Source organism: Asticcacaulis sp. (assembly GCF_051956075.1).
GTDB lineage: Bacteria > Pseudomonadota > Alphaproteobacteria > Caulobacterales > Caulobacteraceae > Asticcacaulis.
In genome coordinates, this window is the sequence record NZ_JBQCGA010000035.1 from 1 (window position 1) to 25,762 (window position 25,762).

The following is a 25,762-nucleotide window of genomic DNA, read 5'->3' on the forward strand; positions in this document are numbered from 1 at the left end:
CGGGGGACTCGAAATGAACTTCGCCATCGGCCGGGAAAAGGCCAATAATATCAGTCGTGCTGAAACGAGCTATGAAGGACTCGAACTGGCCATCAGCGAAACAGAGCCATCCCCTCCGACCGGGGGCACCAAAACTTCAAATAATCCATACAATACAGTCTGTTAAGTGCTCATTCAGCAAGCATCCCTGTGCGCTGCGCCATCAGTTTGCGCCATTTTCCGCCTTCGAAATGTCCATTTTCAACAATGAAAACAGATGGTTGTGTTGAACTATCTGTGCCATCACGGGGAACCCAATCCTCGTGTCCATGTTCCTCAAAAGGTGGTAAACGATCCTCTATGCGTAGCGCGGTAGCCTAGATATCTTATCCGACGCCTGCCTTCGCAGTGGGCAAACGCCAGCGCTTGACAAGCATCCGATACCCTAAACTCAGGCCGACTTCCCCTTCTGGACGTAGCGGCCATGCGACAAACTGAAACCTGTTAAGCCCGATAGGGGACATTGTGTAATTTTTCGATCGGACGCACCTAAGAGTGGAGCAAGGTCGAACTTTTACGACGCATCCGTGATGACGGTGTCAGACAGATAGCCGCGCCTCACTTGCGGCTTGTCGATAACCGAGACCCTGCATGTCATTTTCACCTGCCGCGCCCGCGCGGAGGGGCGAGGACTTCTGTCTCCTCGCCGCCCTGCGCCCCCATGCCTATGTCAAAGCCCTGAGCCGGGGCGAGGCCATTGTCTGGCTCCTGTCCCTGTCCTTCCTGCTGCACCTGTTCCTTGCCGCCGTTGTGCCTTTGACGGCGGATGAGGCCTATGCCGTCGTCGTCTCGCGCAGCCATGCGCTGTCCTACTACGATCACCCGCCTCTGGCCTTTGCCATGGCGCGATTCATGGCCGACCTGACCGGCAGCGAGTCCCCGTTCATCACGCGCCTTCCGTTCGTTCTGATGGGAACCGGGTCGGCGATTTTATTGTTTGACATTACGCGGCGCTTCTACGGAACGCGCGCGGCGCGTTGGGCGTGTGCGGCCTTCTGCTTCTCGCCCTTCTTTTTCAGCTTCGCTCAGGGTCTGATCATGCCAGACGGGCCGCTCGACTTCTTTTTGCTGCTGTGTTTCTGGCTTATCCAGCCGGTGCTGTTCATGAACCGTGAGCATGCCTTGAGCTGGCCGGGCGCCGGCATGGCGCTGGGTTTGGCGATGATGAGCAAGTATCACGCCGTCCTCTTCGCCGCAGCGGCCCTGATCGCCCTGATCCTGACGCCACAGGGACGACGCCAGTTTGCCCGGCCAGGCCTTTGGATCGGTCTTGCCCTGGCCTTTGCAGGCGCCCTGCCAGTCGTCATATGGAATGCGACGCACGACTGGGCGTCCTTCAGCTTTCAGACGGCGCGCGCCTATCATCACACGCCGCTTCTGGGTCATCTGAACAATTTTGCCGCCGTACTGATAGGTCAGGCCGCCTATCTGATGCCGGTCACCTGGTTCGTGGCGCAGAAGCGCATCCTTGCCGGCCTCCGGGGCGAACGCGATGCGCCCGACTTTATCCTGGCCGTGCTGGCGATCGTGCCGATCGCGGTTTTCGATCTGATTGCCTTGACTGGACGCCATTCGCTGCCGCACTGGACCATGAGCGGCTTTTTGTTCGCGCTGCCGATGCTGGGCCACTGGCGGGCGCAGACTGTGCGGACTGGGCATAAGCAACGCCTGGCGCTGGCCGCGGGCATAGTGGTGAGCGCCACGCTGGTGCTCGCCCTGCAGGCGCAGTTCGACCTGACGTCGCGGCTGCCCGCCCCCCTGCACCGCGACGATCTTGGCTGGCAGAACCTGCCGTGGAGCGAGTTGCACGCCGCCGTTCCGGCAACAGGCTTTGTGGTGACGCCGGATTGGGTCAGCGCTGGGCAGGCTGGTCTTGCGCTGGGAGAGCAACGTCCCATCCGCGTTCTGGGGGACGCGCATCAGTTCCGCTTCATGAATCAGGGGCTGAACCAGTCAGGCGGCACATTTGTCGAAGCCGTCATGCAAGGCGAACGGCCTGACCTCAAGGAACTCTTGAAGCAGTATCGCCTCACTGGACCTATGAGACGTGTGCCGCAGGACCATGCCGGTCACACGGCTTTCGATCTGGTGATTGCGCCCGTTGCATCACGTTAGGTCGCCACGGTAAAGGCTTCACAGGATAAAGAAGACGCCGACGCGCCTGAACGTCGGCGTCTTCTCTCTTGGGCGGCAGGTGTGTGGCTGAACCGCCTTTGAGCCCTATTTCCCGTTTTGCGAAGCGGCATAACCGCGCAGAGAACTCATCAGTCCGGTCATGGTCGAGACGAAGCTGTCCTTCGCCACGCTGCCGGAATGGCCAGGATCAAGCGCCTGCCAGGTCTTGTCGAGGCCGTAGGCTTTGAAGTTGGCGGGAGGATTCAGGGTTTGGAAGGCGGTCGCCAGTTGCGGTTTGGTGATGGCGCCACCGCCCTGGCTGTCGATCTTGCTAAACAGATCCGACATGCGCTTGGCGGGCGGCATGGGCGCGCTGGCGCCGGTCATGGCCCAACTGGAGGAGACGCCTCCCGGCCCGGAAACAGGTATGCTCATAATGTCCTCGAAAGTGGCTGAGTTTGTTCAAATATAAAGGGAACAAGAGTCCATATTCTGCGGCCCTGATGAGATGACACCGCGCGCAACGTAAACTCATAAATCTGAAAAGCGCTTTTTTTGCAGAGTGACGCCGAAGCCACATTTTGACCTGAATCGCCGGTAATGCGATAAGGCTTACACATGTGATTTTAGCGGTTTTGTCCACACGTCATGACGTCGCCCCTGCTCAGCGCCTATCTGGAAAAACGCACCATGCTGGTGCGCTATTTCACGGCGCGTACGCGCGACGCCAGCGTGGCCGAGGACATCGTGCAGGAACTTTACCTGAAGATCGCCGGACGCACGGATAATACGCAGATCGACAACCCTTCGGCTTTTCTTTTTCGCGCGGCCAACAATATCTGGTTGAACCGTATGCGCGGCGAAGGGCGTGAAAGCCGCCGCAACGGTCAGTGGCATGAAGCGACGCGTCAGGCGATTGGCGATGAGGTCGTGGTCGATGAACCGGACGCCGAGACGCGTCTGGCGGCGCGTCAGCGGCTTGAACGGGTCATGCAGGGCGTCGCCGCCCTGCCGGAGCGCACCCGCGACATTTTCCGCCTGCACAGGTTTGAAGGTCTTAACCAGGCGCAGGTCGCGCAAAAACTCGGCGTATCGAAAAGCACCGTCGAAAAGCATCTGTGCGCTGCGTTGAAATCACTGATGGCTTTGGCGCGTGACGGACCGGGCCCCTGACAGCCACATTTTTGACGTCAGCTTGCAAATATTTCGCAGAAAATGACGTCAGCCTGTACGATGCCGTTGCAAGCGCGGTGTCTTCTTAGCTGACGCACAACACCAACCCGGACCGAAGCTCCAGAAACCGATGTCGAATCTTTCCGAAACACCCATGCTGCAGGATCAGGCCATAGCCTGGGTCGTGCGCGCGCATGCCTCGGATATGTCCGATGAGGATATTCTGGCCCTGACGGCCTGGCTGGAGGCCGATCCGGCGCATGTCGCGGCCTTTGACGCGGCCGAGCGCGCGCTCATGGTCGCAGAGGCTGAAGTGGCGGCGCCGGCCGAGGTCGTCAACCTCGCCGCGCATCGAGCCGTGCGCAAGCCTGCGATGCCGCGTCTGTGGTGGGCGGCGGGCGGTGCGGTCGCGGCAGGTCTTGCCGCCGTGGTTCTGCTGGTCAATCCGTGGCTGTCGAACAGGCCCACTGTCTATGAGACCGCAACAGGCCAGACCCAGGAAATCGCCCTTGCAGACGGCACCCGACTGCACCTGAACAGCGATACGCGCATTTCGGTGCGCCTGACGCGCAAGGCGCGTGACATCGTGCTCGACAAGGGCGAACTGGCGCTCAATGTCGTGCATGACGAAAACCGGCCTTTCAGCGTTACGGCGGGCGAGCAGGTGCTGCGCGACGTCGGCACTGTGTTCGATGTGCTGCGGCATGATGGCGCAGTGACGGTGACGGTGAAGAGCGGCGCCGTGGCCATGCTGTCGAAAGGCGCGACAACGCAAACCCCTGATCCGAAAAGCGTCCTGCATGCCGGAGACCAGGCCGTTATCGACGAGGCAAGCGGCCGTGCAGAGCGTTCCAGGGTCATGTTGAGCCAGGCGTTCGCCTGGGAACGCGGTCAGGCGGTTTACCGCAATCAATCTCTGGCCTATGTGGTCAGCGACCTCAACCGCTATTTCGACAAACCGATTGTGGTTGACGCCAAAACCGGCAAGATGAATGTCACGGCTGTGCTCACGCTCGATTCGGAGGCCTCGGTTGTCCGCCACCTGCAAGACTTCCTGCCGGTCGAGGCCACGGAAACCGACAAGGCCATCATTCTGCGCCAGAAAGCGGAAGAACGACCTTAAGGCCTGTTCCGGCTTGCTGGCCTTGATCCTTGCCGCGCCCGCCGCAGCCCAGACGCAGCAGATCGTCATACCCGCCGAACCTCTGTCCCAGGCGATCATTGATCTGGCGCGCCAGACCGGCGCCAGCGTCGGCGGCGTCGATCCGGCGCAATGCCAGGCCAGACCTCGCCTTGTGCGCGCCGCGCGCGCGGATATGGCGATGCGCCGCCTGCTGGCGGGCAGCCATTGTCGTTTCGATACGCCGGAAGCCATGGTCTTCGTCCTGAAGCTCAAGCCGCGTCTCGTTCTTCGCCTGCCGCGGCCCAAGCCGCCTGAGCCAGATGCGCCCGTCGAGGTCATGGTCACAGCCAACCGGCGTTTGCAGAATGCCGCGACCGCAGCATCCGCCATTAGCGTGGTGGACGGCGATACGCTGGCGCGCTCTGGCGGCGATCTGGCCGACGCTGCGTCGCAGGTGGCAGGACTGACCCTGACCAATCTGGGCGCCGGGCGCGACAAGATCCTGCTGCGCGGCCTGTCCGACGGCGTATTCACCGGACGCACGCAGTCGAGCGTCGGGCTTTATCTTGACGACGCGCCCATCACCTATAATGCGCCTGACCCCGATCTCCTGCTTGTGGACATGGCGCGCGTCGAGGTGCTGAAAGGTCCGCAGGGCGCGCTCTATGGCGAAGGCTCCATTTCCGGCGTGGTGCGGCTGGTGACGCGAACGCCCGATCTAACCCGCTATAGCGGCGAGATCACCGGCGAACTGGGCCTCAGCGATCGCGCGGACACTTCAAGCCGCGTCGAAGGCGTGGTGAATGTTCCGCTGTTTAAAGACCGGTTCGGCGTGCGTCTGGTCGGCTATACCGATCAGGCCGGGGGCTACATTACCGACGCTCTGACCGGCGCAAAGCATATCAATGGCGTCCAGCGTTTCGGCGCGCGCGTTTCTGCGATCTGGCGCCTTAATGACGACTGGTCGCTGACCGCCAGCCAGGCGTCGCAGCATATCAACGCCAAGGACAGCCAGTATGTGTCCGGCGCCCTTGGTCCGTATACGCGCGCCCTAGCGGTGCGCGAGCCTCATGATAATGATTTCTCGCAAGGCGCCCTGGCCTTGCAGGGGCGCACCCGTTTCGGGACCGTGAAACTTACGCTCAACCACCTGCATCATCAGCTCGACAGCCGTTACGACGCCAGAAATCTGGCCGGGACCTACGGCCTGCCGGATGTGACCGGCCTGGTTTACGATCAAGCGCAGGCGGTCGAACTGACCACGCGCGAGCTTTCACTGGTCTCGCCTTCGGACCAGCGCCTGCGTTGGCTCGCAGGCCTTTTTTCCGCGCAAAGCGCCGAACGTCTGACGCCGCGCCTGTCGGACGCTGCAACGCAGGAGTCGGTCTATAGCGAACGCCGCCATGACCGGATCACCACGTTGGCGGGGTTCGGCGAGATCAGTTACGATCTGACGCCGCGCTGGAGCGCCTCGTTGGGCCTGCGCCAGACCCAAACCCGTCATGATATCGACAGCCGACTGGAAACCGCGACCACGAGCGGCGATCAGAACGAACATATGGTCGATCACGCCGTGTCCTCGCGGTTATCGCATCAGGTCACCCTTCGCTATCGGCCCGACGATCTGGCGACCTTCTATCTTCAGTCGGGCGAAGGCTATCGCAGCGGCGGCTTTAACACCACGCACCTCTATGGCACGGCAGCCATTCCGGCGCGTTATGCCGGCGATGAGCTGAATTCCTATGAAGCGGGCGCCAAGCTGCGCTGGCCTTCGCTGAATTTGCGCGTGGACGCCGCCATATTCAAGGCGTACTGGCGCGATCTGCAAAGCGATCAGTTGCAAGCGGACGGTTTGCCCGTAACGGTGAATATCGGCAATGGCGTCAATACCGGCCTGGAACTCGAAGCGGTATGGACGCCGCTGCCTGATCTGACCTTGAAGGCGGCGGGGCTGATGAACGATCCGCAGGTGACGCGTCCGAATCCAAACTATGTCACCCGTGAAGATTCCGGCCTGCCCTATATAGCGCGTCAGAGTCTGGGTCTGTCCGCGGACTGGCAACGTCAACTGGGCGACTGGACGTGGCGCTCAGGGGGCGAGATAAGCTGGCGCGGACGCTCGCATCTTAATTTTGGCCCCTTGCAGAGCATAGAGATGGGCGGCTATGCGGTGTTGAACATCAGCGCCAGTCTGGAGCGGGACAATCTGCGTTACAGCTTGAAGCTGGACAATGCGCTGGGGGCGGACGCCAATAGTTTCGCCTACGGCAATCCGTTCAGTCTGGGCGTCGCCTCGCAGACCACGCCGCCGCGCCCTCAGACCCTTTGGATCAGCCTGACGCGCGGATTCTAAGCCTGTCTCAAACCCATGACACCGCCCGCAGCCAGACCTCGTAGTCTGCACTTTAATGTGAAGCTGATATGGCTCTAACAGTTTGTAATTTAAAGCCTTATTAAGCTAGCGGCGCGAGAGTCCTCATGCGGTGGAAAACCTGCCGCAAGGGCCATGGCCCACTCGCATCAGGGTAAAGAATTTACCGAGAAGGATACATGAAATGACATCCATCAGCGCCTATAGCCCCAGCAGCGCCACGACATCTGTCGGCCGGGTCGATCCCGATCACGACGGCGACAACGACGCGGGCCAATCCAAGGCCTCCGAAGCCGCTGAATCTTCGCGCGGCCCCGCGACCAACGTCACCCTGTCGCCGCAGGCGCAGGCGCTTATGGCCAGCCAGAAGGCCTGATTGAGTTTGTAGCGTAAAGCGTACCCGGTCGAGGGAGGCCTGACCCCTCGATTGGTTTAGAGCACTTTCCGAAAAGTGTGCCGCACTTTTCGGATCAAAAAGTGTGACCAAATAAAAACTTAGAGCGCCGATCTGATGCAATCAGACCGGAAAACGCTCTAAGCGCCTTTGATAGCTTTCAGCACGAGGCCCGGCGTCAGAAGCTGGGGCAGAACCTGCGGCGCCTTGCCCGGCGCATAATAGACGTAGAGCGGCACGCCCGACCGCCCGAAGGATGTCAGATAGCGCGTAATCTGCGCGTCGCGATGCGTCCAGTCCCCGACCATATAGACGATGTGCTGCGCCTTCAGTGACGCCTGCACGCGCGCGTCCGACAGGGCGATGCGCTCATTGACCTTGCAGGTCAGGCACCATGCGGCGGTCATATCAACCAGAACCGGCTGACCCTGGGCGCGCAGGGCGGCGAGTTGATCCGGCGCGAAGGTGACGACATCATGATGCGGCTGCGTCACGCTGGCGGCGGGGGTCTGCATGGCCGAACCGGCGGCGAAGGCGAGACCCGCGACGCTGGCGGCGGCGCGCAGACTCCGCGGCAGGCGTCGCAGGACGACCGCGCCCGCGATCAGTGCCATGCCAAGGATCAGCAGGCCAAGCCCTGTGACTCCCGCCTGCTGCCAGAACACCCAGCCCATCCACACGGCGGCCAGATACATCGGAATGGCGAGCACCTGACGCAGGCGGTCCATCCAGACGCCGGGTCTTGGCATGAGCCTGGCCAGGGCGGGCGACCAGGTAAGGGCGTAGGTCATCGCAACGAACGGCGCGGCGAAGCCAAGGCCAAGAGCGGAGAAGATGGCCAGCGAAACAAAGCCGCCACGAAGCAGGGCGACGCCGGTTGCGGTCGCCATGAAGGGCGCGCTGCACGGCGCGGCGACCACGACGGCCAGAACGCCGGTCATGAAGGCGGCCAGATACGGATGGCGCCCGACGTCCTGAGCGCCCGCCGCCGATTGCAGCGAGCCGCCGATTTCGAACAGACCGGACAGGTTCAGACCCACCATGAACATCAAAAGGCTGAGACCGGCGGTGACGAAGGGCGACTGAAGCTGAAAACCCCACCCCACCATGGCGCCAAGCCCGCGCGCCACGTCGAGCATGAGCGCCAGGGCGACGAAACTCAGCACGGCCCCCAGTCCATAGACAAGCGCTTCACGCCGCGCCAGCCTGTGATCGTGGCCTGCCCGCGTCAGGGCCAGAAGCTTCATCGACAGGACCGGAAAGACGCACGGCATCAGGTTCAGGATCAGGCCGCCGAGAAAGGCCAGGGCGACCGCAAAACCGACGCCGTCGCGCTGTGCGGATTGCGCGGTCGGCGTGGAGGCGTTGGCGGACAGAGCGCCTGCGCGGGCGATCACCCGCGCCGATTGTCCGTCCGCAAACCGTATCACAAGGGCCGTGCTTGTCGGCAGGGCGCCGACATGGGCCGAGGGCAGGCTGACGCGAAAACCGTCCGCGGTCTCGGTCAGACTTTGCGGCGCGGCGGCGGCGATCAGGTCGGCGTCCTCGCTAAAGACATAGGCGCCTTTTGGGTGAAGAAACGCCTGCCGCAGCGCCGCGTCTCCCGGCAGGGCGAAATCGACCGAAAGCACGCCATTCGACACAGCATAGGCCGCAGGGGCGGTGATCTGAATGGGAAGCCCGGCGGGCGGTGCGACTGACGTCGGCGCATCGGCGGATACGTCAAGGCTGGTTTTCAGGTCAAAGCTGACCGGCTCGCAGGCGTCGCGACAGACGAGTGAATCGACATGCAGCGCCAGAGGCAGGCGCGCGCCCGATTTCAGGCTCTTGTCTGCGCGCAGTTCGACATAGACGGTCGCGGCGCGATCATAACCATAGGTGACCACGCCGTCATAGACGAGCTTCTGCGGCGCGGGCCATAAGGCGTCGCCCAGCATGGCGGCGCCGCTGGACAAGCTAATGTCCGTCGGCAGGCCGGTGTCTCCGGGATTGAGCCAGTAGGTATGCCAGAACGCGTCAGGCGTCAGAGTCAGGGCCAGCAGGGCTTCGCCTCCGGGCGCGACCTTGCCCGCCACCGGTTGCAGCGTCGCCGTCATATGCCCGGCGCGCACGGCGGCGGGAGCGGCTATGGGGGCGGCCAGCATGGCCAGGGCCAGAAGCCCGAAACGGATCAACGAACGCACCACGCGCGTATGCCTTCCTGTTTGAGAAATTTTTCGGCCTTGCGGCCGTGCAACATGGCCAGGGTCGAGATAAAGCCCGCCTCAATACAGGTCGGGGCCGCCACAGTGACGGAACGCGGCGGATCCTTGACCGGCATGGCGGTGCGCGGAACGAGTATGTGCGAATAGCGCACGCCGTTTTTCAGCAGAAAACGGCGCGCATCGCCGCTGGTGGTCAGGGCGCCGTCGAGGATTTCCAGCCGCCCGGCCATATCGCCGGGCTGGGTCGCGTCCTCAATGCCGACGCGCCAGCGCTGGCCGTCCGATCTGGGGCCGGTGACGCGCAGGTCGCCGCCGAAATTGACCAGGCAGGCGGCCCGCGTCATGCGGCGCAGGGCGTTGATGGCGCAATCAACCGCATACTCCTTGCCGAAGCCGCCAAAATCAATCTCCTGCCTCTCCGCCAAGGCGATCTCGCCATCTGTCCAGCGCGCCTTGCCCCAGCCGATCCTCGATCGCATGGCGATGATCTGATCGCGCGTCGGCACATTGTCCGAGCCGTCGAAGCGCCATATCCGGCGCAGAACGCCGGAGGTGATGTCAAACCGGCCACCGCTCAATCGCCAGGCGCGATCGGCGAAGTCAATCAGGGCTCGGGTCTCGTTATCGACCCTGACCGGCCTGCCCGCGCTGGCGTTGATGCAGCCGATCACGCTGTCGTCGCGATAGCGGCTATAGGTGCGCTCGATACGCAGCGCCTCCAATTCGACCGCCCGACCGGCGTTTTCGGCCAGTCGGGAATCGTCCGTTTCAATGCGCAGCTCGCAGGGCGAATGCATGGCGGCGAAGCGATAGACAAAGCCGTCCTCCAGTCGCTCAAGCGGACGCGTCGCGACCTCCATCTCAGTAGAAGGCGAAGCTGTAGCCAAGGATCACACTTGTCGCCTTGATGCCGGTGAACAGGTTCTCCGTCTTCAGATCGCCGATAGCCGAGGCAGGGTGCGAGGTTCCGCTCTGCTGATAGCTGGCCGCGCGCAGATAGAGCTCGTCATTGCCAAGCACGCGCATGCCGACCTTCAGAGCGACGGTGTTGGCGTTGAACGTCCCAAGTCTGCTGTCGGATGAGGCATAATTCGGTAGCGCCTGGCCATCGATCAGATAGTCATGGAAGAAGTTGGCCTTGGTCTGATGATAGTAGCGGTAGCTGGGTTCGACATAGAGGAAGCTGGTCAGCGGTATGCGCTCGGCGACCTCCAACGTCTCGGCGTTGATCCCCCAGCTATCGTGATAAAGCCGCGCCGACACGTCGGCGACGGTTCCCCACAAAGCGATCTTGTTGCCAAGATAGAGGCTCTGGCGGATACGCGAGCCGGGGCGGCTTTCATAGAGATACTTCACCGGCGCGCCGCTCACCCCGTCCACAACCGAAATAACGCGATAGGGATCGGTCTGATAGCCGGATGTATCGCCCAGCGAATAGTTGATCTGGGCCAGCCAGTAGCGGTTCATCACCTGGGTCACGCCGCCGACGAAATCGACCACGTTCTTGGTGCGGTTGCCGCCCTTGCTGACGCCGCTCATCTCGGTGAAGGGCCTCGGCGTGCCGAAATAGGGCTTGGAGGTGTCATGCTCGAAGTTCAGGCCCGCCGAGACGGTGGTGTTCTTGTCGTTGAAATCGCGCGCATAGCCGATATTGGCCGACATGGAATTATAATCATGCTCGGTGGAATAGGCGCCGCCAAGGCTTAACCGGTCGCCATTATCGAGCGTGCCGGTATAGCCCAGGTCGATGGCATAGCGTTGATCGCGAAAGCCGGAATCGACGGGCAGCGTATTGGCGGGCGTCGTATATTGCCGCGCCGTGACGTCGGTGCCGGGAATGGTGACGAGCTGGCTGTTGCCCGACGCGCTGGTGACCGTGGTCTGTTGCCCTTGCGTTTTCGACGGCGTGACGAAGGTCTGGGCGGCGGTCCAGGGCGCGGCGCCATTGGGCGTGGCGCCGGTCAGGGTGTCGGCGGTCAGCTTGACATGCAGGCTGTCGCCGCTGTCGTCATTGAACGTGACGCTGGTCACCGGCTCGATGGCCTTCACGCGACCGTTCGCCTCCTGATAGAACAGGATGGCCGAATCCACGCGCGTCAGATTGGCGTCGGTCGAGGTGTCGTCATTGATGTTCTGGCTGGCGTTCTGGCTGTCCTGCGCCTGAGCGGGATGGGCGCACAGGGCGCCGGCGAACAGATTGGCCGTCATCAGCCCGAGGGCCGCCGTCAGGCGTTTCTTACGTGGATTCAGTTGCATCCGCAGCCTCCGCCGTCAAAGGTGCGACCGCCCGAAGCGCCTTCCTTGGAAAAGTAGATATGGTCGTCCGCGCCCGCAATCAGCGGATGGGTGACCGGTTGCATCGAGCGCCGCGCCATCAGGTCGCGGTCCCAGGGTTTGGCGCCCAGTGAGGCGCAGCCCCCAAGTAAAAGGCAGCCGCCCGCGATGACGGCGAGGCCTGCGCGCCGCATCAGATCATTTTTCATCGAGAAGCTCCGACAACTGGTCGTTATAGGCGTCAGCCTGTTCGGGGTGGAAACCCTTGTGGGTGAAGCGCACGCGACCGTCGCGGCCGATCAGCAGGCTGGTCGGCATGTCGCTGACCTTGAAGCGCTGGGCCAGCTTGCCGTCGCTGTCATAGACGACGTCAAGATCACTGCCGACGCGGCGCAGGAAGGCGTCGGCGCGGTCGCGGCTGTGATCGACATTGACCGCGACGATAACAAGCCCATCCTTGCCGTAGCGCGCTTTGAGATCCTCCATATAAGGGAAGGACTGCTCGCACGGGTGGCACCAGGAAGCCCAGAAGTCGAGATAGACGACCTTGCCCTTGTAGGCGGACAGATCAAGCGCGGGCGCGGCCATGGCCGGGAAGGCGCCGCCAAACACGATCGCGCCAGCAGCGAGCCCGGTCCAGATGGATAGCCGGGGGAAGCGAAATTTCAAAACCATGATGTCTCCCTGACAAGCGGGTTCAGGGGATGGACACCGGACGCGGCCGCAAACCGTAACCGCGGCGGTAAATATTCTGATAATTTTTGTTACGGCTAATTTTCGTTACGGGCGACGAACGCCTGCGGTGTCGGAAGGAGCAGAAGGGGAAGCTCGTTCATCATGGAAGACACAACCATGACCGTTCACCATCATCGCCGTCATTTTCTCATGGCCGGGCTGGCGGCTGCCTTTGCGCCCGCCTTTGCCCGTGCTTCACCCCTCAGCATCGTGCCGCAACCAGAGCAGGTCGGTAAGGGGCGGTTGACGATCTTCATGACGCCAATCCTCGATGTCGCCCTCTTTGCGCCGGACGCCAGATGGCGGGCCGATGCACCCTATGCGCTTCGGGTCACCTTTCTGCGTTCGCTCGAAGGCCACAAACTGGTCGGACACGTTCTTGATGAAATGCGCCATATCGGCTTTGGCGGCGATCCGCGCCTCATGCAATGGGGCCAGTCGCTTGAGAGCATCTTACCCGATGTGACGAAAGGCGACGTGCTGACCGGCGTGCGCGACGAAAGAGGCGGCGCCCACTTTTATCTTGGGACGCAACCGATCGGCCATGTCGCCGATACTGTTTTCACAGACGCCTTTTTCGGCATCTGCCTGAGTCCCCGCACCTCACAGCCGCAATTGCGTCGCGAAGTCCTGGGTCGCTATGGGTGAAGCCTAAGAAATGAGCAGAACGATTTAGGCGAGAATTTGAATATGCCATCAATCAGACGTTCTGTGATCCCGCCTATGTCGCTTCAGAGGACTATAAACGCTTCTGGGAGACGCTCGCAGTGGGCGAATTTATCGCCGACAACCTCGACCAAGACCATCGCCGAGGAAATCGCCAAGATCCAGGCGGTTAGCACCGAGGTTGCAGAGGCCCTGTCCCTGATCTCAGGCTCCATGACGCATGTTCTGGACAGCGTCAGCTATGTCGCCATCGAGGAGCAACACGCCGTGACCGGTGAGATATCCGCCAATATGCAAGCTGCGGTCTCGACGGGGCATGAAATCGAGGAGAGCCTCACGCGCATCACAGGCGCCTTCAGTTCGGTGGCCTCATCGTCAGAAAGCGTAAAGGCGAACGTGGAGCGCCTCGTCGCCTGACCTCGTGACGAGTTTGCGCCGTAAGAGATATGTCGGGCAATTGACCAAGAAAGATCATACGTTTTCGACGATTGTGCAAAGCGGGCCAAAGTCACACCCGATAAGGCTCACCCCTTGAGTCTGTAGCCAATGCCCGGCTCGGTGACGATGAATCTGGGATTGAGTGGGTCGTCTTTCAGCTTTTCGCGCAGGTGCTGGGTGTGGATGCGCAGATAGGTCTGGGTGTCCTGTCCGTGGCGGCCCCATACCTCGGCCAGTAGGGTGGAATGCGGCAGCACCTTGTCAGCGTGTCGCGCCAGGGTCAGCAGCAGCTTATATTCGATCGGCGTCAGACGCACCTCGGCGCCGTCCAGCGTCACCCTGCGCGCTGCGTTGTCGATAAAGAGGCCGCCCCGGTCGAAGACGAATTCGGCGTCGCTGACCCGGCGTCCGGTGTGGCGCAGCGCCACGCGCAGCCGCGCGATCAGCTCGGCGGCGGAAAACGGCTTGGTCAGGTAATCGTCCGCCCCCTGTTCGAGCGCCGCGACCTTGTCGCGTTCGCGGTCGCGCGCCGACAGAACGACGATCGGAGTCGCGCCCCAGTCGCGCACCTGCCGGATGATGTCCATGCCGTCCATATCCGGCAAGCCGAGATCAAGCAAAATCACGTCCGGGCTGCGGCTGGAGGCCAGTTGCAGCCCTTCCTTGCCGTTCGCCGCCTCCAGCGTCTGCATGCCGTTGGCGGTCAGGGTGGACCTCAGAAAGCGGCGGATATCCGCATCGTCCTCGATGCACAGGATCACAGGTTCGTTCATAAGCTCATTCAGCTATGGGCAGGGTGAAGATAAAGCTGGCGCCCTTGCGCGGGGCGCGGTTGTTGCGGGCGTAGATGACGCCCCCGTGGGCGCGGATCACGCCGCGGCAGATGGCCAGGCCCAGACCTGTGCCGCCCGAGCGGTCCGAACTCAGGGTCTGGCCGGTCTGGAACTGCTCGAAAATCTGCGCCTCCTGACCCGGTTTCAGCCCATCGCCATTGTCGGAGACGCTGACGCGTACGCGGTCGGCCTCCGGCTCTGCCTGGATCAGGATGTCGCCGTCGCTGGCCGTGTGCTGATAGGCGTTTTCGATCAGATTGATCAGCACCTGCTCGATCAGGGCGCCGTCGATGCGCACCATCGGCAGGACGCCGGTGACGTGCGTGCGCACGGTGCGCTTATCGCGTCCGGCTTCGGTATGCGACAGCGCCGCGCCGATGATTTCCTGGATCAGATAGGGCTGAAAATTGAACCGCATCTGACCGGAGGTGATCGCCGCCATGCTGAGCAGATTGCTGACGAATTTCTGCAACCGGGTCAATTGCCCCCAAAGTCCGGTCAGTTCGTCCATCGCCTTGCGCGGCAGATCCTTGCGCATGCGCAAAAGCGTGCTGACCGAATTGTTCATCACGGTCAAGGGCGTGCGCAGATCATGCGACAGCGACGATAACAGCACATTGCGCAGCCGCTCGTTCTCGGAATCGACGCGCGACTGCGCCGCCTCATCCGAGCGCCGCGCGCGCTGCAAGGCCCCGGCGATCAGGCCCGCCGCCGTGCCGAATTGCAGGATTTCCGGGCCATGAAACGGACGCGCGCCGTCATTGGGCATCAGTCCCAGCACGCCAATCGTCTCGCCCTCGGCGCTGAGCGGCAGGTAAAGACCCACTGCCGACGGCAATGTATCCGTGTCGCGTCCGGCCATCTGGCCATTGGCCGCCACCCAATTGACCGCGCTCATCTCCTTCATGTCGTCGCTCAAGCCGCTTTGCGGATAGGGTCGCAAGGCAGTTCCCTCGCGCGCGAAGACCGTGACACTCAGATCGTAGGGCTCGGCCAGATGCGCGACGGCGATCTCGCAGATGCGCGCGACGCTGCGTTCGGCGGACAGAGCGCGCGACAGATCGTAGAGGGCTTGCGTCTCGCGCTCGCGGTCGCTGACCTGCTGCACATTAAGCGACAGGCGCGCCGTCAGCGAGCCGACCAGCAGCGAGGTGACCAGCATGAAGGCCAGAGTGACATAATAATAGGTGTCGTAAAAATTGAAGGTGTAATAGGGCTGGGTGAAGAAGAAGTTGAACGCCGGTACGCTCAAAAGCGAGGCCAGCACCGACGGTCCCAGTCCCAGACGCGACGCGATCACCACCACGCCGGTCAGGTAGATCATAGCCAGATTGGTCGAGGGCGTATGATCGCGGAACGGCAGCCCCACAGCCGTACACAGGGCCACCCCGCCCGCCGCCAGCGCATAATCGAGCGGCTGCGCCAGAAAAGGCCGCAGCGACAAAAGGCCTGTGGCGCGCGACGCCTGCGCCTCGTCCGGCGCGGGGCCCACGCGCTCGCCGTGAAGGACGGCGATTTCCAGACCCTCGCCCCCTTCAATCAGTTGCTGGGCAAAGGATCGCCGCCACAAGGCCCAGAAGGGTGGCTTGCGGTGACCGACCACGATGCGGGTAAAACCGTTCTGGCGGGCATAGGCCAGGATGTCGCGCGCCGGGCGCGCGCCGGTCAGGCGGACGATCCTCGCGCCGATGTTTTCGGCCAGCCGCAGATAGTGTTCAATGCGGTCGCGCGCCGGCTCGCCCAGACGTTCGTGCCGCTCGCCTTGCAGATAGACGGCGCATAGCGGGGCGCGCATACCCTTGGCCATACGCGCGGCGTGCCGGATCAGCCGCGTCGTCAACGGGTCCGGCCCGATCAGGACCATGATCTTCTGCCCAAGTTGCGGCTCGTCGCGCCCCAAGGCCGCGCTCAGCTCGTCGCTCTGAGCGTCCACGCGCTCGGCGGTGCAACGCAGGGCCAGTTCGCGCAGGGCCAGAAGGTTGCTTTTCTTGAAAAAATTTTCGGCGGCGCGGCGGCTGGCGCCCTCGGCGACATAGACCTTGCCGTCGGCCAGACGACGCAACAGCTCGTCGGACGGAATGTCGATCAGTGCGATCTCATCGGCGGCGTCGAACACGCGGTCAGGCACGGTTTCGCGCACCCACACTCCGGTCAGCCGCGCCACCTGATCATTGACGCTTTCGAGATGCTGGACGTTGAGCGTGGTATAGACGTCGATGCCGTTATCAAGCAGTTCCTCGACATCCTGCCAGCGCTTGGGATGACGCGAACCGGGCGCATTGCTGTGGGCGAATTCATCGATCAGGATCAGCGACGGCCTGCGTGTCAGGGCCGCATCGAGATCGAACTCGGTCATGGCGACGCCGCGATGGTCGATGACTTTGCGCGGCACAAGCTCCATGTCCTCGATCAGGCCCTCCGTCTCGCTGCGGCCATGCGTCTCGACCACGCCGATCACCACATCGCGGCCTTCGCGGCGGCGGGCGCGCGCCTCGGACAACATGGCGAAGGTCTTGCCCACCCCTGCCGAGGCGCCGAAAAAGATTTTCAGCCGCCCGCGCCGGGGAGCATCGGACGCGCCTTCGCCCCCGTCCTTGCGGACGAGGGCGAGCAGCTTGTCGGGATCGGGTCGGGTATCCGTGTTCACGTCAGAAGGCCATCCAGTCTTAAATTGACCTCTAGCACATTGACGCGCGGTTCGCCCAGAATCCCGAACGCGCGGCCTTTCGTCGATTTCGCAATGGCGGCGCGCACCACTTCCGGGCTGACGGCGCGCGCTTTGGCGATGCGATCGACCTGATAGGCTGCGGCGGCGGGGCTGATCTCCGGGTCGAGGCCGGAGCCGGAGGCGGTGACCAGATCGACGGGAATCACCGCCTTATTGTTCGGATCGGCGGCCTTCAGCGCGGCAATGCGCGCCTTGACGGCGGTGAGCAGGGCCGGATTGTTGGCGCCGAAATTCGAGCCGGACGAGGCCCCGGCGTTGTAAGGCGTGGGCGAGGTCGCCGACAGGCGGCCCCATAGATAGCGCGGTTGGTCGAAATTCTGACCGATCAGCTTCGAGCCGATGACCTGGCCCGTCGGACTGCGGATCAGGCTGCCCTGCGCCTGATCGTGGAAGCCCAGGTTCAAAAGAGCCGTCGTGGCCGCCGGATAGACGCCGCCCAGCAGCACGGTGAGCAGGGCCGTTGAGACGAGCGCGGGACGTAAGGTGGACAGATAAGCGTTCATAGCGGAACTCCTTTATGCCAGACCGATGGCGGTGATCGCCATATCGATCAGCTTGATGCCGATAAAGGGCGCGACAATGCCGCCGAGGCCATAGATCAGCATGTTGCGCGACAGAAGACTGGCGGCGGGCGCGGGGCGGTATTTGACGCCCTTCAGCGCCAGCGGGATCAGGGCGATGATAATCAGGGCGTTGAAGATGACCGCCGACAGGATGGCGCTTTGCGGACTGGTCAACCCCATCAGGTTCAGCGCGCTTAAGCTCGGATAGGTCGAGGCGAAGGCTGCCGGGATGATGGCGAAATACTTGGCCAGGTCGTTGGCGATCGAGAAGGTGGTCAGGGCGCCGCGCGTCATCAGGAGCTGTTTGCCGATTTCGACGATCTCGATCAGCTTGGTCGGATCGGAATCGAGATCGACCATATTGCCCGCCTCCTTGGCGGCCTGGGTGCCGGAATTCATCGCCACCGCCACATCCGATTGCGCCAGGGCGGGCGCGTCGTTCGTGCCGTCCCCGACCATGGCCACGAGTTCGCCACCCTCCTGCATCTTGCGGATATAGGCAAGCTTGGTTTCCGGCGTCGCCTGGGCCAGAAAATCGTCCACCCCGGCTTCGGTGGCGATGGCGGCGGCGGTCAGCGGATTGTCGCCGGTGATCATGATGCTCTTGATGCCCATGCGGCGCAGCTCGGCCAACCGCGCCTTGATGTCCGGCTTGACGATGTCCTTCAGATAGACGACGCCGAGCGCGAGGCTGTTTTCCGACACCAGCAGCGGCGTGCCGCCGGAGCGGGCGATGCGCTCGATATCGGCATTGACCTCGGCGGGAATCGCGCCGCCCTTGAGCGCGATCAGTTTCGCAATCGCGTCGCCCGCGCCCTTCATGATGTGGCGGTCGGCGACCACCACGCCCGATACGCGCTGTTCGGCGCTGAACGGGATGAAGTCGGCGGCGATGTCGCTGGCCTTGCGCTCCGGCAGGGCGAACTTTTGCCGCGCCAGCACGACGATGGAGCGGCCCTCCGGCGTCTCATCGGCCAGAGAGGACAGCTCCGCCGCCTCGGCCAGTTGCTGTTCGGACACGCCCGGCGCAGGCAGGAATTCGACCGCCTGACGGTTGCCGAAGGTGATGGTGCCGGTCTTGTCGAGCAGCAGCACATTAACGTCACCCGCCGCCTCGACCGCGCGCCCGGAGGTGGCGATGACATTGGCGCGGATCAGGCGCTGCATGCCCGAAATGCCGATAGCCGATAAAAGCCCGCCGATGGTGGTCGGGATCAGGCAGACCAGCAATGCGATCAGCACCGTCACTGAGATCACCGTACCCGCCCCGGCGTGTGTGACGCTGAACCACGAATAGGGCAGCAGGGTCGCGCAGACGAGCAGGAAGATGATGGTCAGGGCCGCCAGCAGGATCGACAGGGCGATCTCATTGGGCGTCTTCTGGCGCTTGGCGCTTTCGACCAGGCCGATCATGCGGTCGAGGAAGCTCTCGCCCGGATCGGAGGTGACGCGCGCCACCAGCCAGTCGGACAGGACGCGCGTGCCGCCGGTGACGGCGTCGCGGTCGCCGCCCGATTCGCGGATCACCGGCGCGGATTCGCCGGTCACCGCGCTTTCATCGACCGAGGCTATGCCCTCGATCACCTGACCGTCGGCCGGGACGAAGTCGCCCGCCTCGATCAGCACCAGATCGCCCTTGCGCAAACTATTGGCGGCAACGCTCTGGAACTTCGCGCGGTCGCTGGCCTTGGCCAGCTTTTTGGCGGCCACATCGCGGCGGGCCTTTTTGAGCGAGTCGGCCTGCGCCTTGCCCTTGCCTTCGGCGATGGCCTCGGCGAAATTGGCGAACAGCAGCGTGAACCACAACCAGAAGGCGACAAGGCCGACGAAGACCGCACCCTGCCCGCCCGCCAGCGCCCTGACGCTCTGCGCGTACGGCGCGGCCAGCATGGCGATGAAGATCAGCGTCGTGACAACCGAACCGACAAACACCAGAAACATGACCGGGTTGCGCAACTGATAGACGGGGTTGAGGCGGGCAAGGCTTTGTTTCAGCACCGCGCCCATGTCCGCGCCTTCGAAAAGGCCGCTTTTTTTTACGTGGGACGTCATAATCCTATCCCTCAATCATATGGAAATGTTCGACCACGGGGCCGAGCGCGAGCGTCGGCGCGTAGGTCAGGACGCCGATCAGCAGGATCACGCCGACCACCACCGCCACGAACAGGGGCGTATGCGTCGGCAAGGTGCCTGCGGACTCCGGCACGCGCTTCTTGGCCGCCAGCGATCCGGCTATGGCCAGCACCGGCACGATCACCCAGAAGCGCGAGATCAGCATGCAGACGCCCAGCAGCGTGTTGTAAAACGGCGTGTTGACGCTAAGGCCGGCAAAGGCTGAGCCGTTATTGTTGCTGGCCGAGGTAACGGCGTACAGAATCTCCGAAAAGCCCTGCGCGCCGGGATTGAAAATGCCCGCCTGCCCGGCTTTTGTCGTCACGGCGATGGCGGTGGCGATCAGCACCAGTATGCCGGGGATCAGCATGACCAGCGAAGCCATCTTGATCTCGAAGCTCTGGATCTTCTTGCCCAGATATTCCGGCGTGCGCCCGACCATCAGACCGGCGATGAAGACGCTGAGCAGCACGAAGATCAGCATGCCGTAAAGCCCGCAGCCGACGCCGCCATAGATGATCTCGCCGAACTTCATCAAGAGCAGCGGGATCAGCCCGCCCAGCGGCGTGAAACTGTCGTGCATGGCATTGACCGAGCCGTTCGAGGCCGCCGTGGTGGCCGAGGCCCAGAGGGCGGAATTGACGATGCCGAAGCGCGTCTCCTTGCCCTCCATATTGCCGCCGCTTTGCAGGTGACTGGCGATCTGATCGACGCCCAGCGCCGTCAGGTGCGGATTGCCCGACTGCTCGGCGAAAACGCAGATCAGCATCAGCGGCACGAAGATCACCGTCATGGCGGCCAGGATGGCGCGCCCTTGTCGTTTGTCGCCGATCATCACGCCGAAGGTTTCGCAACAGGCCGCCGGAATCAGCAGGATCGACAAAAGCTCAAGAAAGTTGCTCAACGGGTTCGGATTTTCGAACGGATGCGCCGAATTGACGTTGAAGAAGCCGCCGCCATTGGTGCCCAGCATCTTGATCGCCTCCTGCGAGGCGACGGGGCCCAACGCGATCACCTGATCATCGCCTTGCAGGCCGTGCGCGGTCACGTAAGCATGAAAGGTCTGCACCACGCCCTGCGCGCCTAGGATCAGGGCCAGCACGAAGGACAGCGGCAGCAGGATATAGAGGACGGCGCGGGTCATATCGGCCCAGAAATTGCCGATGCCCGCAGCCTCTTTCCGCGCCAGACCGCGGATCATGGCAGCCATGACCGCCAGCCCGACGGCGGGGGTGACGAAGTTCTGCACCGTCAGGCCCGCCATCTGGCTGAAATAACTCATGGTGGTTTCGCCGCCATAGGCCTGCCAGTTGGTGTTGGTCACAAAGCTGGCCGCCGTGTTGAAGGCCAGGTCGGCGGAAAGGCCCGGCAGGCGCTGCGGATTGAGCGGCAGAGCGCCCTGGGCCATCAGCATCACAAACAAAAGCACGAAACTGACGGCGGAAAAGACCAATACGGCGGCGGCATAGTCCTGCCAGCGCATATCGGCCTGCGGATCGACGCCGCACGCCTTGTAGATCAGGCGCTCAAGCGGGGCGAACACGGGCGAGAGAAAGGTGCGCTCGCCCTTCAGCACGCGCGCCATGAAGACGCCGAGCGGGATCGACGCTGCGATCAGGACAAGCATGTAGAGCGCGAGCTGAAGCCAGCCCGCGCCGGTGATGAACGAAGACATGACGCCCTCTTATGTAATTTCAGGGAAAAAGTTCTGGCCGGATCAGAGCGACCAGCAGATAGCCGAACAGGCCGACGAGGATCACCCCGCCCGCAACGATCAGGGCGCTCATGAACCACCCTCCAAAAGGCGCTGGCAGAGATGCGCCAGCAGGGCGGACAGGGCGAAGAAACCGAGCCCCAGAATGAGGAAAACCAACAGCATATCGAACCTCCGGGATGAACCGAGGCTCCGTCATCTAACCGCTTTCCGGTATAGGCGGCGTATAAAGGGGGACCTTGCGCATATAGGTTTCGTATAGGCGGGCCGCGTCTATACAGAAATTATACAGCCGCGCGCCGCATCTATACGCCGCCTATACGCGATCTGGATTATACCCCGTCCATCCGATCACGCGCGCCTGCACCGCGCCGAAACCTTGTTCTGGCTCATGGCGTCGCCGTTACCGTTCGCGTTTTTAATCCCGTTCATGACCTGGCCCGTCGCCTGGGGCGTCAGCTTCGCCCTGGCCCTGATCGCGGCTTGGTTGTCGGGCGCCTATATGGCGGCGGCGTTTTCAGGGCGCGAAAGCCTGCTCAGCCCCATTCTTGATCCGCTGGTTAACCTGTCGCAAGATCTGGCCGGTCCGCGAGCGCGGGTTTCGATGCGCTGGTATCAGGCCGCGATGGCGGCCTTGACGTTGTCATGCCTGCTGTTCCTGCTGGTCTATGGCGCATGGACCGCGCAAGGCCATGCAGCGGCGCAGGCCTTTGCGCTGGCGGCGCGCGCCGTTGCGGGCGATCCCAGGGGGCTTGACGGTCCGCTCAGAGGGGCCGCCTTTGTCGGCGCGGGCGCCAGCCTGGCCCTGTGCGTCGTTATCCTGCGCGCTCTGCGCAGCCGCGACGGCGGGGTCGGCAATTACTGGCGCGATCTGAGCGTAGCGCTGATCTGCGTGCTGACGCCGCTGGCCTGTCTGCACATGGCCCTTGTCGCCAGCGTCGGCGTCGCGACCTTCCTTGACGCCTGGCGCGGCGTGGGGATTCCCGACGCCGATCAGGCCGTGCGGGTGTTGCGCGCCGCGCCCGACGCCATAACCGCAACCGCCGCCCTGATCGCGCCGACCAGTCTGGTCAGCCTATTCACGCATCTGGGGCAGAGGCGGCTCCTCGGCTTCGCCGCCTGCGCCCTGACCCTCGCGCTGACCCTCGCCGCTCAGGCCCTGCCCGCGTTCGAACCGCCGGGTTTCAGCGCCCTGCCGTGGCTGGCGGCGCTGGTCCAGCTCATCCTGCATTTCTGGCTGACGATTCCGGCCCTGGCCCTGGCGACGGCGCCCGGCCTGCGCCGCCTGCGCGCCGTTGGAGCCCCATGATGAGCCCGGTCATGAACTCCGCCATCTCTCTCACATCCTTGCGCGCAGCCGTGACGTTTTTGCTGCTTGGCCTGCTGCTGGGCGGGGCCCTTTTGCCTGCGCTCGAACAGGCCGTTGTGCGGCGCGGCTTTGCCCAGCAGATGCGCGATCTGGTCGTCGCCGACGCCAGCGGCGGCGTGCTAGCCTCAGTCTTCACCACCAATCATCAGGGCGATCCCGCTTATATCTGGGCGTCCTGCGCCGCGTCCGCGCAGACCCCCATCTGCCGGGGCCCGATCAATCCCGTCATCAGCCGCGCCGCCGCCGACGCTCAGGCGGCGCGCATCGCCCACGCCCGGCGCCTGCCCGTCAGTGCGATCCGGGCGGCGATTGCCGCCTCCACCTACAATCCCACCTACAGCCTGCGAGGCGAACCCTCGGTCAATGTGCTGAAGCTTAATCTGCGCCTCGATCACAGGCTGGCATGAGGTTTTTCATGGACTCGTCACCGTCACCCGCCGTCTCCGCCCCCGCCTTCACCGCCCCTGACCTCACGGACAGCGCCGCGCCCGAAGCGCACGGCCACGGCCATGACAGCTTCTGGCTGCTCAGCCTCGGCGCGCTCGGTGTTGTCTTCGGCGACATCGGCACCTCGCCGCTTTACGCCATGCGCGAAGCCTTGCGTCATACCCGCGGCGACGTCAGCAATCATCTTGCCATTTTCGGCGTGATCTCGCTGATCTTCTGGGCGCTGCTGCTTCTGGTGACGATCAAATACGTCATCTTCCTGATGCGCGCCGACAATAAGGGCGAAGGCGGCACCCTGGCCCTGATGGCTTTGGCGCAGAGCGCGCTGGGGCGCTATTCGCCGCTGATCTTTTTCTTAGGCATCTGCGGCGCGGCGCTCTTCTATGGCGACAGCCTGATCACGCCCGCCCTGTCGGTCATGTCGGCCATCGAAGGCTTCAAGGACGCGCCCAATGTCGGCCACAGCCTTGATCATCTGGTCGTGCCGGTCTCAATCGTCATTCTGGTCGTTCTGTTTCTCGTCCAGTCCAAGGGCACCGAAAAAGTGTCCCGCTTCTTCGGGCCGATCACCCTGGTCTGGTTCCTGGTCATAGGCGGTATCGGCGCGCGCTATATTGTTGAGCGTCCCGACGTGCTGCTGGCGCTCAACCCGGTCTATGGCGTCAGCTTCCTGATCTCCAACGGCTTCACCGGCTTCGTCATTCTGGGCTCGGTGTTTCTGGTCGTGACCGGCGCGGAGGCGCTCTACGCCGATATGGGACATTTCGGCCGCAATCCGATCAGTGCGGCCTGGCTGTTCGTCGTCTTTCCGGCCCTGATGCTCAACTATCTGGGTCAGGGCGCCCTGTGCCTGATCGACCCCAGCGCGATGGGCAATCCGTTCTGGCGCATGATCCCCGACCTGATGTACTGGCCGATGCTGCTGCTGGCGGCGATGGCGACGGTGATCGCTTCGCAGGCGGTGATTTCGGGCGCCTATTCGATGACCCAGCAGGCGGTGCAGCTGGGCCTTCTGCCGCGCATCGACATCAAGCGCACTTCGGAAACCCAGGCGGGTCAGATTTTCGTGCCGCAGGTCAACACCATGCTGATGATCGGCGTTCTGGTGCTGATCGTGGCCTTCCGCAGCTCCGACGCCCTGACCTCGGCCTATGGCATCGCCGTCACCGGCACCATGTTCATTTCAAGCGTGATGGCCTATGTGGTGATCCGCAAAACCTGGAAATGGTCGCGCCTGCGCACACTCATCCTGCTGGCGCCGCTCGGCGCCATCGAGGCCGTCTTCATGGCCTCCAACCTGACCAAGTTCTTCACCGGCGCCTGGCTGCCGCTGGCCTTTGGCGGGGTGATGATTCTGATCATGACGACCTGGACGACAGGCACGCGCCTGCTCAGCGAAAAGGCGCGCCGCGACGCCGTCTCGCTGAACGACCTGATCATGATGCTGGGCAAACGCCCCCCGCACCGCGCCGCCGGCACGGCGATCTTCCTGACCTCCGACCCGGACGTCGCGCCGGTCGCCCTGATGCACAATCTCAAGCACAATAAGGTGTTACACGAGAAGAACATCATCCTGAGCGTCAAAACGACCAATGCGCCGCGCGTCAGCGAAGACGAACGCATCGCCATCGAGGTGCTGAACGACGATTTCAAAAAGGTGACGGTGCGCTACGGCTTTATGGAAAGCCCGAACCTGCCGCGCGCCCTTGGCCTGTGCCGCAAGCAGGGCCTGAAATTCGACATCATGGCCACCAGCTTCTTCTTAGGGAAACGCAATGTCGTGCCCTCAGCCAATTCGGGCATGCCCCTGTGGCAGGACAAGTTGTTCATCTTCCTGATGAAGAACGCCGCCAACCCGACCGACTTCTTCCATATCCCGCCGGGGCGCGTGGTCGAACTGGGCACCCAGATGACCGTCTGAGCCCGTACCAGGGCTCCCAAGCGTTTGTGAAGACGTCTGCGAAGTAATGGTTGGTGGTGACTGTGCATCGACCTAATCGGGCTCTACATCGCATATTTCTCGAAATCATTGGCGTCGCGGCTGAGAAGCTTCATGAGCTTGGGATGGATGAACAATTTCTCCTTTCCAGCATCGAGTTCAGTTAGCACCCCGACTTCAGCGAGCTGTTTCAAGTAGACGAAGCTGTCTGGCGTTGAACCGTCTCCCCTTCGGGCGGCGTCTGGATGATTTTAATACGGCTCGGGTCTCAATAACCGAGTGCGCTGGCGGCAGAAACGGCAGATCGTTATGGGGACGTTCAGCCAGCCATACCTGACGCATCATGTTCATTTTGTTCGGAAATTCGACATATCTTCAACGCATGTCGATGATATCGACACGTCCATCGCATGTGTCGAGAAAGCCCAAGATTTTCGACATAACCGCACTCGCACAGAGAGTTTCGCTTCAGGCGCGAGACTGGCCTCCGCCGCCGGAGTTGGCCCAATCCGAACATTGGGCATG

General features: G+C 62.8%; 23 protein-coding genes. 10 read left to right on the forward strand and 13 right to left on the reverse strand.

The genetic code is table 11. The features are described 5' to 3' along the window. Positions 1-630 precede the first annotated feature (630 nt). Complete coding sequence (locus ACTHLA_RS09315; protein ID WP_440187799.1) at positions 631-2,154, forward strand: ArnT family glycosyltransferase; 1,524 nt, start codon at positions 631-633, stop codon at positions 2,152-2,154. A 105-nt stretch (positions 2,155-2,259) separates the two neighbouring features. On the opposite strand, the gene ACTHLA_RS09320 is transcribed toward ACTHLA_RS09315, so the two are convergent. Further along, positions 2,260-2,589, reverse strand: coding sequence for a hypothetical protein (locus ACTHLA_RS09320; protein WP_440187802.1), 330 nt, complete (start codon positions 2,587-2,589; stop codon positions 2,260-2,262). A 213-nt stretch (positions 2,590-2,802) separates the two neighbouring features. Here ACTHLA_RS09320 and ACTHLA_RS09325 point away from each other — a divergent pair, with 213 nt between their 5' ends. From ACTHLA_RS09325 to ACTHLA_RS09340, 4 genes are all read left to right on the forward strand, one after another. Further along, the gene (locus ACTHLA_RS09325) at positions 2,803-3,327 is read left to right on the forward strand and encodes an RNA polymerase sigma factor (RefSeq protein WP_440187805.1); all 525 of its coding nucleotides are present in this window, start codon (positions 2,803-2,805) and stop codon (positions 3,325-3,327) included. Positions 3,328-3,457: 130 nt separating this feature from the next. After that, positions 3,458-4,450, forward strand: a complete 993-nt coding sequence (locus ACTHLA_RS09330; protein ID WP_440187808.1) for a FecR family protein — start codon at positions 3,458-3,460, stop codon at positions 4,448-4,450. 13 nt (positions 4,451-4,463) lie between these two features. After that, positions 4,464-6,803, forward strand: a complete 2,340-nt coding sequence (locus tag ACTHLA_RS09335; RefSeq protein ID WP_440187811.1) for a TonB-dependent receptor — start codon at positions 4,464-4,466, stop codon at positions 6,801-6,803. 202 nt (positions 6,804-7,005) lie between these two features. After that, on the forward strand, positions 7,006-7,197 hold the full coding sequence (locus ACTHLA_RS09340; protein WP_440187814.1) for a hypothetical protein: 192 nt from the start codon (positions 7,006-7,008) through the stop codon (positions 7,195-7,197). Positions 7,198-7,355: 158 nt separating this feature from the next. Here the strand turns inward: ACTHLA_RS09340 and ACTHLA_RS09345 are convergent, their stop codons facing one another. Genes ACTHLA_RS09345 through ACTHLA_RS09365 form a run of 5 tightly spaced genes read right to left on the reverse strand, consistent with a single transcriptional unit; the run spans position 7,356 to position 12,368 of the window. Further along, positions 7,356-9,401: a thioredoxin family protein gene (locus ACTHLA_RS09345; protein ID WP_440187817.1), complete on the reverse strand. Its 2,046-nt coding sequence runs from the start codon at positions 9,399-9,401 to the stop codon at positions 7,356-7,358. Next, a complete protein-coding gene (locus ACTHLA_RS09350; RefSeq protein ID WP_440187820.1) occupies positions 9,386-10,306 on the reverse strand; it encodes an FAD:protein FMN transferase in 921 nt (306 codons plus the stop codon). The genes ACTHLA_RS09345 and ACTHLA_RS09350 overlap by 16 nt, the downstream gene beginning before the upstream one ends. Next, the gene (locus ACTHLA_RS09355) at positions 10,281-11,675 is read right to left on the reverse strand and encodes a DUF3570 domain-containing protein (protein WP_440187823.1); all 1,395 of its coding nucleotides are present in this window, start codon (positions 11,673-11,675) and stop codon (positions 10,281-10,283) included. The genes ACTHLA_RS09350 and ACTHLA_RS09355 overlap by 26 nt, the downstream gene beginning before the upstream one ends. Next, the gene (locus ACTHLA_RS09360; RefSeq protein WP_440187826.1) at positions 11,666-11,902 is read right to left on the reverse strand and encodes a DUF4266 domain-containing protein; all 237 of its coding nucleotides are present in this window, start codon (positions 11,900-11,902) and stop codon (positions 11,666-11,668) included. The genes ACTHLA_RS09355 and ACTHLA_RS09360 overlap by 10 nt, the downstream gene beginning before the upstream one ends. Then, positions 11,892-12,368 carry a TlpA disulfide reductase family protein gene (locus ACTHLA_RS09365; protein WP_440187829.1) on the reverse strand — a complete coding sequence of 159 codons (477 nt, stop codon included), beginning with the start codon at positions 12,366-12,368 and terminating at the stop codon, positions 11,892-11,894. Before ACTHLA_RS09365 ends, ACTHLA_RS09360 begins: the two co-directional genes overlap by 11 nt. 162 nt (positions 12,369-12,530) lie before the next feature. Here ACTHLA_RS09365 and ACTHLA_RS09370 point away from each other — a divergent pair, with 162 nt between their 5' ends. Together ACTHLA_RS09370 and ACTHLA_RS09375 are read left to right on the forward strand one after the other, a co-directional pair. Next, positions 12,531-13,076, forward strand: coding sequence for a hypothetical protein (locus ACTHLA_RS09370; protein WP_440187832.1), 546 nt, complete (start codon positions 12,531-12,533; stop codon positions 13,074-13,076). Between the two features lie 75 nt (positions 13,077-13,151). After that, positions 13,152-13,511, forward strand: a complete 360-nt coding sequence (locus ACTHLA_RS09375; RefSeq protein WP_440187835.1) for a hypothetical protein — start codon at positions 13,152-13,154, stop codon at positions 13,509-13,511. Between the two features lie 107 nt (positions 13,512-13,618). Here the strand turns inward: ACTHLA_RS09375 and ACTHLA_RS09380 are convergent, their stop codons facing one another. From ACTHLA_RS09380 to kdpF, 6 genes are read right to left on the reverse strand one after another with little or no spacing between them, the layout of a single operon-like run. Next, positions 13,619-14,305, reverse strand: a complete 687-nt coding sequence (locus ACTHLA_RS09380; protein WP_440187838.1) for a response regulator — start codon at positions 14,303-14,305, stop codon at positions 13,619-13,621. Between the two features lie 4 nt (positions 14,306-14,309). Continuing rightward, positions 14,310-17,012 carry a DUF4118 domain-containing protein gene (locus ACTHLA_RS09385; RefSeq protein ID WP_440187841.1) on the reverse strand — a complete coding sequence of 901 codons (2,703 nt, stop codon included), beginning with the start codon at positions 17,010-17,012 and terminating at the stop codon, positions 14,310-14,312. Then, entirely contained in the window at positions 17,009-17,596 is a 588-nt protein-coding gene (gene kdpC / locus ACTHLA_RS09390; RefSeq protein WP_440187844.1) for a potassium-transporting ATPase subunit KdpC, read from the reverse strand. Before kdpC ends, ACTHLA_RS09385 begins: the two co-directional genes overlap by 4 nt. 12 nt (positions 17,597-17,608) lie before the next feature. Further along, on the reverse strand, positions 17,609-19,708 hold the full coding sequence (gene kdpB, locus ACTHLA_RS09395) for a potassium-transporting ATPase subunit KdpB (RefSeq protein WP_440187847.1): 2,100 nt from the start codon (positions 19,706-19,708) through the stop codon (positions 17,609-17,611). A gap of 4 nt (positions 19,709-19,712) precedes the next feature. After that, the gene (gene kdpA, locus ACTHLA_RS09400) at positions 19,713-21,443 is read right to left on the reverse strand and encodes a potassium-transporting ATPase subunit KdpA (protein ID WP_440187850.1); all 1,731 of its coding nucleotides are present in this window, start codon (positions 21,441-21,443) and stop codon (positions 19,713-19,715) included. 19 nt (positions 21,444-21,462) lie between these two features. Next, a complete protein-coding gene (gene kdpF / locus ACTHLA_RS09405; protein ID WP_440187853.1) occupies positions 21,463-21,555 on the reverse strand; it encodes a K(+)-transporting ATPase subunit F in 93 nt (30 codons plus the stop codon). Positions 21,556-21,912: 357 nt separating this feature from the next. On the opposite strand from kdpF, the gene ACTHLA_RS09410 reads away from it, so the two are divergent. From ACTHLA_RS09410 to ACTHLA_RS09420, 3 genes are read left to right on the forward strand one after another with little or no spacing between them, the layout of a single operon-like run. After that, positions 21,913-22,791, forward strand: coding sequence for a potassium-transporting ATPase subunit KdpA (locus tag ACTHLA_RS09410; RefSeq protein WP_440187856.1), 879 nt, complete (start codon positions 21,913-21,915; stop codon positions 22,789-22,791). 11 nt (positions 22,792-22,802) lie between these two features. Beyond that, positions 22,803-23,258 carry a potassium-transporting ATPase subunit C gene (locus ACTHLA_RS09415; RefSeq protein WP_440187859.1) on the forward strand — a complete coding sequence of 152 codons (456 nt, stop codon included), beginning with the start codon at positions 22,803-22,805 and terminating at the stop codon, positions 23,256-23,258. 8 nt (positions 23,259-23,266) lie between these two features. After that, positions 23,267-25,219, forward strand: a complete 1,953-nt coding sequence (locus tag ACTHLA_RS09420) for a potassium transporter Kup (protein WP_440187862.1) — start codon at positions 23,267-23,269, stop codon at positions 25,217-25,219. A gap of 83 nt (positions 25,220-25,302) precedes the next feature. On the opposite strand, the gene ACTHLA_RS09425 is transcribed toward ACTHLA_RS09420, so the two are convergent. After that, the gene (locus ACTHLA_RS09425) at positions 25,303-25,407 is read right to left on the reverse strand and encodes a hypothetical protein (protein ID WP_440187895.1); all 105 of its coding nucleotides are present in this window, start codon (positions 25,405-25,407) and stop codon (positions 25,303-25,305) included. Between the last annotated feature and the right edge of the window lie 355 nt (positions 25,408-25,762).

What these genes read in the sequence shown, in the direction of transcription:
- ACTHLA_RS09315 (WP_440187799.1), top strand. Translation starts at nt 631, where the DNA reads ATGTCATTTTCACCTGCCGCGCCCGCGCGGAGGGGCGAGGACTTCTGT.
- ACTHLA_RS09320 (WP_440187802.1), bottom strand. Translation starts at nt 2,589, where the DNA reads ATGAGCATACCTGTTTCCGGGCCGGGAGGCGTCTCCTCCAGTTGGGCC.
- ACTHLA_RS09325 (WP_440187805.1), top strand. Translation starts at nt 2,803, where the DNA reads ATGACGTCGCCCCTGCTCAGCGCCTATCTGGAAAAACGCACCATGCTG.
- ACTHLA_RS09330 (WP_440187808.1), top strand. Translation starts at nt 3,458, where the DNA reads ATGTCGAATCTTTCCGAAACACCCATGCTGCAGGATCAGGCCATAGCC.
- ACTHLA_RS09340 (WP_440187814.1), top strand. Translation starts at nt 7,006, where the DNA reads ATGACATCCATCAGCGCCTATAGCCCCAGCAGCGCCACGACATCTGTC.
- ACTHLA_RS09355 (WP_440187823.1), bottom strand. Translation starts at nt 11,675, where the DNA reads ATGCAACTGAATCCACGTAAGAAACGCCTGACGGCGGCCCTCGGGCTG.
- ACTHLA_RS09360 (WP_440187826.1), bottom strand. Translation starts at nt 11,902, where the DNA reads ATGAAAAATGATCTGATGCGGCGCGCAGGCCTCGCCGTCATCGCGGGC.
- ACTHLA_RS09365 (WP_440187829.1), bottom strand. Translation starts at nt 12,368, where the DNA reads ATGGTTTTGAAATTTCGCTTCCCCCGGCTATCCATCTGGACCGGGCTC.
- ACTHLA_RS09370 (WP_440187832.1), top strand. Translation starts at nt 12,531, where the DNA reads ATGGAAGACACAACCATGACCGTTCACCATCATCGCCGTCATTTTCTC.
- ACTHLA_RS09375 (WP_440187835.1), top strand. Translation starts at nt 13,152, where the DNA reads ATGTCGCTTCAGAGGACTATAAACGCTTCTGGGAGACGCTCGCAGTGG.
- ACTHLA_RS09380 (WP_440187838.1), bottom strand. Translation starts at nt 14,305, where the DNA reads ATGAACGAACCTGTGATCCTGTGCATCGAGGACGATGCGGATATCCGC.
- kdpC (WP_440187844.1), bottom strand. Translation starts at nt 17,596, where the DNA reads ATGAACGCTTATCTGTCCACCTTACGTCCCGCGCTCGTCTCAACGGCC.
- kdpB (WP_440187847.1), bottom strand. Translation starts at nt 19,708, where the DNA reads ATGACGTCCCACGTAAAAAAAAGCGGCCTTTTCGAAGGCGCGGACATG.
- kdpA (WP_440187850.1), bottom strand. Translation starts at nt 21,443, where the DNA reads ATGTCTTCGTTCATCACCGGCGCGGGCTGGCTTCAGCTCGCGCTCTAC.
- kdpF (WP_440187853.1), bottom strand. Translation starts at nt 21,555, where the DNA reads ATGAGCGCCCTGATCGTTGCGGGCGGGGTGATCCTCGTCGGCCTGTTC.
- ACTHLA_RS09410 (WP_440187856.1), top strand. Translation starts at nt 21,913, where the DNA reads ATGACCTGGCCCGTCGCCTGGGGCGTCAGCTTCGCCCTGGCCCTGATC.
- ACTHLA_RS09415 (WP_440187859.1), top strand. Translation starts at nt 22,803, where the DNA reads ATGAACTCCGCCATCTCTCTCACATCCTTGCGCGCAGCCGTGACGTTT.
- ACTHLA_RS09420 (WP_440187862.1), top strand. Translation starts at nt 23,267, where the DNA reads ATGGACTCGTCACCGTCACCCGCCGTCTCCGCCCCCGCCTTCACCGCC.